Consider the following 8,926-nt stretch of genomic DNA (forward strand, 5'->3'; position numbering starts at 1 on the left):
TGGGTGCAATACGATCAAACATGTCTTTGACAAAATCAAGTTCTTTATTCATCGTTGACAACCTGAATTTCTGAGTTAGATTAAGTTATTTATCAAGGCAGGCTGAAAAAATATCATAGTCAAGGGAAGAATACAATAGAATGGTTGGTATCCACATGACAGAAAAACGGGATTATTATGAAATACTTGGCGTTGCCAAGGATGTTTCAAAGCAGGAATTGAAAAAAGCTTATCGAAAACGTGCCATTAAATATCATCCTGATAAGAATCCGGATAATAAAGAAGCAGAAGATAAATTCAAAGAAGCATCTGAAGCCTATGAAGTATTAAATAATGAGAATAAACGCCAGATTTATGATCAATTCGGTCACAGAGGGCTTGAGGGTGCCGGTCATTCCGGCCCGAATGGGTTTGAGGATATATTTTCAAGTTTTGGTGATATTTTTGAAGATTTTTTTGGATTTGGCTCGGGAAGCAGCCGTGGAAACAGGGTGCGTAGAGGGTCTGATCTCAGGTATAACCTGACCATAGATTTTATGGAAGCTGCCTTTGGTACCCAAAAGACTGTTTCTATTCCAAGGCTTTCTGTATGCAATGAGTGTAAAGGGTCAGGGTGTGAACAAGGCACAAGCCCCGAGACCTGTTCCCATTGTCATGGCACAGGACAGTTTATCCAGAGCCAGGGTTTTTTCAAGGTAAAGACGACCTGCCCCTATTGCAAGGGCCAGGGGAGTATTATCTCCAATCCCTGTAGAAGGTGTAGAGGGGCCGGCAGGATAGAGATAACACGCAAAGTTCAGGTAAAGATCCCGGCAGGGGTGGATGTGGGATCAAAACTTCGGCTGACCGGTGAAGGAGAAGCTTCGTCTTCCCCTGAAGGACCTCCCGGGGACCTTTATGTGGTGATCAATGTCAAATCCCATAAGTTTTTTCAACGGGATGACACCGATATTATCTGCGCCATTGACATCTCATTTATCCAGGCCGCTCTTGGAGATGAGATCAGCATTCCAACCCTTGTGGGTGAAGATAAATTGACAATTCCAAAAGGTACCCAGTACGGTGACGTTTTCAGACTGCGGGGCGAGGGGATTGCCTCACTTAGAACAGGTCGAAGAGGCGACCAGATTATCAAGGTAATTATTAAAACACCCACCCGGTTGAATCAAAAGCAGATGAAATTGTTAAAAGAGTTTGATAGGCTTGATTCAAATAAAATATCAAACAAATTGAAAAATCTTTTTAAGAACCTTTAAGGCACTTAAGGTACAAAAATAATGTTTGAACTTAAGGTGAAAACTCGTTTTGCAGGCGCCCATCAATTGACCATGGTGGGACGGAAATGTGAAAATCTCCATGGACATAACTGGCATGTAGAGGTCTGTGTTACAGGGGAAAAATTGAATTCAGCAGGTGTACTTGCTGATTTCGGTGATATAAAAAAGGCTGTGAGAAAGGTTGTTGAAGGGGAACTGGATCATAAATTTTTAAATGAGCTTGAAGTGTTCGAAGAAATCCAGCCTACATCAGAGCATATTGCCGTATATATTGCTCAAAGAGTCCAGAGCCTTTTAGATCAGGATCTTAAAGAAGGTGTAAAGGTATCAAAAGTCATGGCCTGGGAATCCGATGATGCCTGTGCCACTTATTTTCCGGAGAGTATTGAGTCATAAATTTTTATGTTGTGGCTTTTCTTACTACTCACAACTCATTTCTTACTGATTTGTTCAATAATCCGTTTAGCCGGAATGATACCCGTTGCTGCGGCAGACACGATGTTGCCTGCCACACCCGGCCCATCACCTGCCACATACATCCCCTTAATGGCGGTCTCAAGATAGTTATTCGTTTCCACCTGTGTGGCAAAAAATTTTATTTCCGGTGCATAAAGCAGAGTTTCATCGTTGGAGACACCCGGTACAACACAATTTAAGGATTCAAGACCTTCAATCAAATTTGTTAAAATCCTTTCGGGAAGTGCCATGGCAATATCTCCGCAAACCACATTGGTCATGGTCGGTTCAATATACCCTTTGCTGACTCTGTTCCAGGTTGAGCGCCGTCCTCTTTTTAAATCTCCAAATCGTTGTAAAATAGGTTTCCCACCACCGATAATGGCGGCCAGCTTTCCAATGGATTCGCCATAGGCCTGGTTATCGGTGACCGGCTCAGTTAAAATTACCTTTGAAAGAAAGGCAAAGTTTGTATTGGATGATTTTTTATCTGAATAGGCATGACCGTTTACACAGACAAAATCCTTGTAGTTTTCAAGGGAGATAAAACCACCCTGATTGGTGCAGAAGGTTCTGGTCTGATCATCGTATGTGGATGTCTGAATGAAAAAAGTAGGGTCATAAATGACATTGCAAAGATCCTCCATGATATCATTATGGACCTCAACCCGGACCCCGACTTCTATCCCCCTCTGACTCAGCTTGATCCCGTGCTTCTGGGCAATAGATGCCATCCAGTTTGCCCCGATTCTTCCGGGTGCAAGAATAACATTGGCTGTTTTGTATTCAGCTTTATCCGTTATAACACCCTGGATGCGGCCGTCTTTTTCAATGACATCAATGACATCCTCCTGGGTTTTTATTTCAAGTCCCTTTGACTGAATATAGTCTGCCACCCCGGCAATATGGCCGGGCAGAGTATCAGATCCCAAATGCTTTTGCCTGATCAGCAGAAGATCAATCCCAAACCGCTTTGCTTCTTTTCGGATTTGTTTTGCCTCTTCCATGTTGGTGGGATAGACCGGGCCATCCATTTTGAATTTTGTGAAAATTCTTTCTGTTTCATCAATAAGGTCTTGTGCTAAACTCAATGTCATAAACTGGGTCAAATCTGTTTTTCCAAGTTTTGGGATAAAGTTGAGTTTACCATCAGAATAAAGACCGGCCCCGCCGACCCCGGACAGAATGTTGCAGGGATTACACTGAAAACATTTTTGAAGATTATGGTTTGGACATTTTCTTTTTAAAGGGCTTTTACCTTTTTCGATCATCAATACATTCAGATTGGAATGTTCTTTTAAATGATAAGCCGCAAAAAGCCCTGCAGGCCCACCGCCTACGATAATTACATCGTATTTCATAACCCACCTAAATACTAAAAATTAGAATCATATCTTAAAACACAGGATTAAAGGGCAATTATTGAATTATCAATACCTGGAAACGGGGATGGCAGATAAGCATCTGCGTTTTCATCATTCATCCAATTTTTCCCGTCGATAAGGTATCGGAACTGGTAGGCTTTATCTTTATCAAGATCAATGGTATACGAAAAATCACCATTTTTAAGTTTTTTCATGGAAGGGGCTTGCATATCCCAGTTGTTAAAGTCACCAATTATTTTTACGGTTTTGGCCTGCCCGATATTTTTTTTAAGAACTTTGAAGAAGACTTTGCATACAGGCTTGGTTTTTAGAAATTTTTTTGTAAACATTTTTCCTCCATAGGATCTTTACATATGTTTAATCAAGGATTTCATGAGCTTATGATCAATTTGCTATTCTAGAATAATTTTTATAAAGTGTCAAGGAAAAGCTCAGATACTTGCCAAAAACCCTGTATATTGTTATAGATTGTTCTTTGATGATATGGATAATATGAAATGAAAGTATAGGATTTACGAATTGGGTAATAAAACTAACGGTAAATTTATCGTTTTTGAAGGAATTGACGGGTCTGGGAAAAGTACTCAGATAAAACAGATATCAAAGCGGCTTAAAACTTTTGATTATACAGTCTATTCAACATTTGAGCCCACTGACGGACCTATCGGATCATTAATCCGGCAGATGCTTTCAGGAAAACTTGCCACCGATCAAAGAACCATTGCATCTCTTTTTGCAGCGGACAGGACAGATCATCTGGTCAATATAGAAAATGGAATCCGCCATAAAGTCGATCAGGGGGCGGTGGTATTATGCGATAGATACTATTTTTCATCCTATGCGTATCATGCCCAGTATGTTGATATGGAATGGGTAATTCATGCAAATTCCCTGAATGCAGAGATTTTAAGGCCTGATTTGACAATTTTTATTGATGTTGATCCCAAAATATGTTTTGAAAGAATAAAAAACAGTCGCAGCAGTTTTGAAATGTATGAGAAAATAGATATCATGAAAAAGGTCAGAGCCAATTATTTTAAAGCCTTTGATGCATTAAAAGGTCTTGAAACAATTGCCGTCATTGATGGAAACAGCACTATGGAAGCAGTTGAAAATACGATTTTAAATGAAGTTAAAAAGATTATTAAAATTTAGTTAAAGGCAAACAACAGGTATGGGACCGGAAAGCCAGAAAAAAGTTTGTGTTATAGATGGCCAGGGGGGTGGGATCGGGGCCACTATTATTAAAAAACTCAAGGAACGGTTTGGAGAGCGGATAGAAGTCTTTGCGCTGGGAACCAATGCCATTGCTACAGCCCAGATGTTAAAGGCAAAGGCAAACAAAGGGGCTTCCGGCAGTAATGCAATTGTTCAGACTGTGAAAAAAGCAGATGTTATTATCGGGCCTGTGGGGATTATCATGCCCCATGCAATGCTGGGGGAAGTGACCCCCATGATGGCAGAAGCTGTATGTTCTGCCGATGCAAAAAAAATTCTTCTGCCGTTGACCCAGGAAAACCTGGAAATTGTTGGGGTGAGCCGCCTGTCTTTGCCTCAACTGGTGGATGAGCTATTGGACAAGCATTTATTTTTTTAAAATATACGAGGAGTAAAAAGTGTGATGTGTGAAGCAAATGCATATTTAGTTGAAAATGACGGCAAGCCTGGCAAGCCGAATGAAACATTGTTAATGGAAGCAGTTGATAAGGTCGAACCGGATGAAGACGGTATCCTTCTTATTTCTATTTTTGGCGAGCAAAAATTTATCAAAGGCCATATCCACGCATTATCACTGGTGGATCACAAGATATATATAAAACAGACGGGTGAATAGTGACCAATGAGATTTGATCAAGGGTATTTGATCAAGGGTATTTTAGTGGCGAGGTCTATTTTCCGGCCTGTGACGACAAATTGAAGCGAATCAGCTGTTAAATTATACTCGCATATGTTTTTTTTTGGAAACAGGTCCTTTGTGTAGCATCCCCCCAGCGTTTCCCTTCTGAGAGCAGTTGCAGAAACTGCGCACCATCTTTTATCACCCGTCCACCCACAACATCGACACCCCGGGCAAAAAGTGGATCAGGAAAATATCCGGCTGTTGGGCCAATGATAGAGACAAATGCATCCGAAGAACAAAAGCTAAGAATTTCATCGAGAGAATTGTTCAATATAGTCGTACTGGTGCACAAGATCTTATTACATGTTTTCAATTTCGTTGCATCCAGTGTAATGGGCAGATCGGGAAATTTTTTTATTAACTGCTCATTTTTTTCAATAACAATTAGTTCTGCACCTGCGTTTCTGATAGTTTTAACCAGGCCGGAGAATAAACCGACCATGCCGATTCTGTCCCCTGCAGATACCGACAATAACCCCAGTGAATCAATAGCAGATTCAACCTCAAAACTTACCTGCCTCATAACATGTTGACAAATTGCGTTAATAGCCGCCAGGCTGATCATTTCTTTAATCGGATCTTCATTGCCAAATTCAAGCGCAAATTCCCGGGGGTCTTTCCCTATAAAATAAAGTGGTTTTAAGGTGTTATATTGTTCCATTTTTTCATCATCCAGGAGAACAAAGCTGATACCTGCCGCACCGCTTTCTAAGCTGATAGCCATAAAATGGGCATCCTTTGGTTGACCACCTATATGGAATGGCGGGAAGAAAACATTAGATATCCAAGGGAATGTAAATTCTAACGATAATTTTGTGATCATCTTTTTGAACTCATCTTTAAGACTCATTGTAACCTCTCTTATTTTTGATGCGCGGTTTATTCCCAGTGTGTAATTTGATTTTTGTTTATACTTCTATTGACAAAAATGAATTTCCTATCCTATATGACGGTATAACATAATAAAGCGACTGAAATCTTGGGTTTAAAAGATAAAGGAAATCAGAATTGGGACTACTTGAAAAGGGAAGCCTTATACGTAACAAAATTATTTTAATGGGCGGTGATGTCCTGGCTGCCATCTTTGCCTTGTTTCTAACTATCAGGCAATCACCAGAAATATCTGCCTGGCCGATGTGGACACTATCTTTCATCCCGGTGGTAATTTTATTTTCCTTTCTTTGCGAAGTTTATCAACCTGAAAAATGGATTTTTAAAGACCGAGTGATTCGGTCTTCTTTTGCCGCAGCACTCTCCTTTCTCCTGTTGATGTTTTTTCCCTTGTATCAGAAGACTGATTTTTTGAGTCTTGTGATCTGCATGATTATTTTCTTCATTGTGCAAAACTGCTGGCAAATCCTGTTTAACAAGTCCAATGATGCAAACTTTTTTTCTGAAAAAATCATTGTCATTGGAACAGGAATTCAGGCAGTTTCAGTTAAAAAATTGATACAGGAAGCACCAGGTAAATATACCCTGATCGGTTATATAAAACCCGTTATGGAACCAGTTTCTGTTGATCCCGGTGAGATTCTTGGTTCCATTAACGATATTGTAAAAATCGCCAAACAAACCAATGCCCATGCCATTGTCATTGCCCTCACTGAAAGAAGAGGTAATCTTGTAACTGACAAACTTTTGACCTGCAAGCTCATGGGTGTAAGAATTATTGATTATCCTTCCTTTTTTGAACTGATAACCGGTAAAATTCCAATTGAACATATCAACCCGGGCTGGCTGGTGCAGAGTACCGGATTTTTAATCACCCCTTTTATACGTCGTCTAAAAAAAATTCTTGATATTATGTTTTCATCTTTACTTCTGACTCTCTGCCTGCCGCTTTTCCCTATCATTGCCATTACCATCAAACTGGATTCACCAGGCTCCATTTTTTATTTTCAACAGCGAGTGGGCCTCAACGGTAAAATTTTTACTATTTATAAATTCAGATCCATGAGCGATGATTCAGAAAAAAATACCGGTGCTGCCTGGGCACTGGAAAATGATCCCAGAGTCACCCGCATAGGAGCATTTATACGGAAAACAAGAATTGATGAACTGCCACAGCTGATCAATGTACTCAAAGGTGATATGAGTTTTATTGGTCCCCGACCTGAACGGCCCGAGTTTGTCCGGCAGATCAGTCGGGAGACCCCTTATTATTTAGAACGGCATGCCATTAAACCTGGTATTACAGGATGGGCACAAATCATGTACCCCTATGGTGCCTCCATAGGTGATTCAGTTGAAAAACTCAGATATGATCTGTATTATATTAACAATCTTTCATTATTTCTTGAGCTTTTAATCGTGTTTGAAACCATAAAAATTGTATTATTCAGAAGGGGTGGCAGGTAATATGATGATAAAAAAAACCGACAATATCAACCGAAGTCAAAGATTGTTTATCGAATTAGGTACGGATTTGTTCCTTGAGTCCCACACTTCTGGTCAATCCACGTCCAGCCGGCTCATCGGCATGCAGGTGGGAAAATATCTGATTGTGCAGATGTCAGATCATCAATGGGTGCAAAACTGCATATCTCCCGGTGATTCCCTCCAGGCCAAATATATTCTGGCAGATGATGTATTTGGATTTAATACGCGAATCATTAAGGCCATTAAAGATCCGGATCATCTTCTTTTTCTGGAATATCCCCAAAAGGTGAAAAGTTGTAATGTCCGATCTAATAAAAGAGTAGAATGCTTTCTTCCTGTCAAGATAACCATAGACACCTTGATTCTGGAAGGAACCATCACCAATATCAGCAAAAACGGCTGCCTCTGCAATATGGATAATTGCCCGGATATTGACAGTTCCAGTCCGCCTTTGGTGACCTTGCAATTGCCCTATGGTCAACTTGAAACTCTTTCCATTCAAGGAGAAATTCAGAACATGCGCCTGAAAGACTCCAAAACCTTCCTTGGTATTCTCTTTCAAGACTTAAACGGATTTTCCCAAAAAGTGCTTACAAGTCTGGTTCCTGCCCTGAATATTTAAGAAGAGATTTTTTTTCAAGATATAAGATATTAATACTATCCTATCAAACCCAATATCTATACTCTTTTCAGTATATGCGACAAAAGATTAGGTACTCTCGATTGGGAACCTTTTAATTTGGCCGTTATTAAGGCAAGTAATGCCATTACAGGATTGATGGGAACAAGATCTATTGGGTTAACCTTCATCAGATGAAACATTGCCTCCGCTGTTGAACACAGATCATTGCACTCTCCACTGAGATATACATTTTTTCTTTTTAATTTTTTAATTAAAATCGAAGAAACCTCTTCAATAGCACAGTGCCCTGCAATGAGTACTTTACCTTCCAGGTTAAGGATTTCTTCCTTATCAAAGCCTTTACCCATCAAAAGGGTCCAACCGCCTTTGCCGTTATAATCGTTGTACAATATCTGTAATAAAGTTAACGGATTGTTAACGCACCCCTCCTTGCAGGCCAGTTCTTTTCCTTGAATAATATTCACATCATCTGGAAAAGAATCAAATAGATCTGTTGGGTATGATCCTGCTTCGGGCATGTCACCGATAAGATCAATAGAATCAAGGCTGGTTATATCGCCTGCCATATCAATATCCTGAAGAGTTCTGACATCTCCACCGAACCCTCGTTCGATCGCCATCTGCAAATGAGGAACGTTCTCCTTCTCAAGACCGAATATTTTAGCTCCAACAAGATCTGCAGCAACCACATTTATACTGCCAATAAGTAAGAGAAAGGGTTTTATACATTCATCAGCCAGCTTAAGAGTTGGATAATGTCCATAAACAGTCCCTTCAATACCTTCGATGAGCGTTACATCCGGTTTAATATAAGAAAGAACATCAATCAGTTTGCAATGCAGATTGTAGTTATGGTCGATCCCTCTGCTTTTATGGGCAGGAAATC

At 40.2% G+C, this 8,926-nt stretch carries 11 protein-coding genes; 7 read left to right on the forward strand and 4 right to left on the reverse strand.

What is annotated here, in order from left to right:
• The first annotated feature begins 155 nt into the window (after nucleotides 1-155).
• Together dnaJ and queD are read left to right on the forward strand one after the other, a co-directional pair.
• Entirely contained in the window at nucleotides 156-1,256 is a 1,101-nt protein-coding gene (dnaJ, locus tag K8S13_RS15315; protein WP_291463790.1) for a molecular chaperone DnaJ, read from the forward strand.
• Nucleotides 1,257-1,277: 21 nt separating this feature from the next.
• Entirely contained in the window at nucleotides 1,278-1,673 is a 396-nt protein-coding gene (gene queD, locus K8S13_RS15320; protein WP_291463791.1) for a 6-carboxytetrahydropterin synthase QueD, read from the forward strand.
• Nucleotides 1,674-1,708: 35 nt separating this feature from the next.
• Here the strand turns inward: queD and K8S13_RS15325 are convergent, their stop codons facing one another.
• The gene (locus K8S13_RS15325; RefSeq protein WP_291463792.1) at nucleotides 1,709-3,094 is read right to left on the reverse strand and encodes an FAD-dependent oxidoreductase; all 1,386 of its coding nucleotides are present in this window, start codon (nucleotides 3,092-3,094) and stop codon (nucleotides 1,709-1,711) included.
• A 47-nt stretch (nucleotides 3,095-3,141) separates the two neighbouring features.
• On the reverse strand, nucleotides 3,142-3,447 hold the full coding sequence (locus K8S13_RS15330) for an isoamylase early set domain-containing protein (RefSeq protein ID WP_291463793.1): 306 nt from the start codon (nucleotides 3,445-3,447) through the stop codon (nucleotides 3,142-3,144).
• Nucleotides 3,448-3,637: 190 nt separating this feature from the next.
• Between K8S13_RS15330 and tmk the strand changes: the two genes are divergently transcribed.
• Genes tmk through K8S13_RS15345 form a run of 3 tightly spaced genes read left to right on the forward strand, consistent with a single transcriptional unit; the run spans nucleotide 3,638 to nucleotide 4,952 of the window.
• A complete protein-coding gene (gene tmk, locus K8S13_RS15335; protein WP_291463794.1) occupies nucleotides 3,638-4,273 on the forward strand; it encodes a dTMP kinase in 636 nt (211 codons plus the stop codon).
• Nucleotides 4,274-4,292: 19 nt separating this feature from the next.
• The gene (locus K8S13_RS15340) at nucleotides 4,293-4,715 is read left to right on the forward strand and encodes a DUF3842 family protein (RefSeq protein ID WP_291463795.1); all 423 of its coding nucleotides are present in this window, start codon (nucleotides 4,293-4,295) and stop codon (nucleotides 4,713-4,715) included.
• 24 nt (nucleotides 4,716-4,739) lie between these two features.
• Nucleotides 4,740-4,952 carry a CooT family nickel-binding protein gene (locus tag K8S13_RS15345; protein WP_291463796.1) on the forward strand — a complete coding sequence of 71 codons (213 nt, stop codon included), beginning with the start codon at nucleotides 4,740-4,742 and terminating at the stop codon, nucleotides 4,950-4,952.
• Between the two features lie 97 nt (nucleotides 4,953-5,049).
• Here K8S13_RS15345 and K8S13_RS15350 read toward each other — a convergent pair whose 3' ends face one another.
• Complete coding sequence (locus K8S13_RS15350; RefSeq protein ID WP_291463797.1) at nucleotides 5,050-5,742, reverse strand: DUF364 domain-containing protein; 693 nt, start codon at nucleotides 5,740-5,742, stop codon at nucleotides 5,050-5,052.
• Between the two features lie 284 nt (nucleotides 5,743-6,026).
• Between K8S13_RS15350 and K8S13_RS15355 the strand changes: the two genes are divergently transcribed.
• Entirely contained in the window at nucleotides 6,027-7,376 is a 1,350-nt protein-coding gene (locus tag K8S13_RS15355; RefSeq protein WP_291463798.1) for a TIGR03013 family XrtA/PEP-CTERM system glycosyltransferase, read from the forward strand.
• A 1-nt stretch (nucleotide 7,377) separates the two neighbouring features.
• Nucleotides 7,378-8,019: a flagellar brake protein gene (locus K8S13_RS15360; RefSeq protein WP_291463799.1), complete on the forward strand. Its 642-nt coding sequence runs from the start codon at nucleotides 7,378-7,380 to the stop codon at nucleotides 8,017-8,019.
• A 56-nt stretch (nucleotides 8,020-8,075) separates the two neighbouring features.
• On the opposite strand, the gene K8S13_RS15365 is transcribed toward K8S13_RS15360, so the two are convergent.
• A partial coding sequence (locus K8S13_RS15365) for a hypothetical protein (RefSeq protein WP_291463800.1) occupies nucleotides 8,076-8,926 on the reverse strand: 851 nt, incomplete at its 5' end.

This window comes from Desulfobacula sp., from assembly GCF_021107415.1.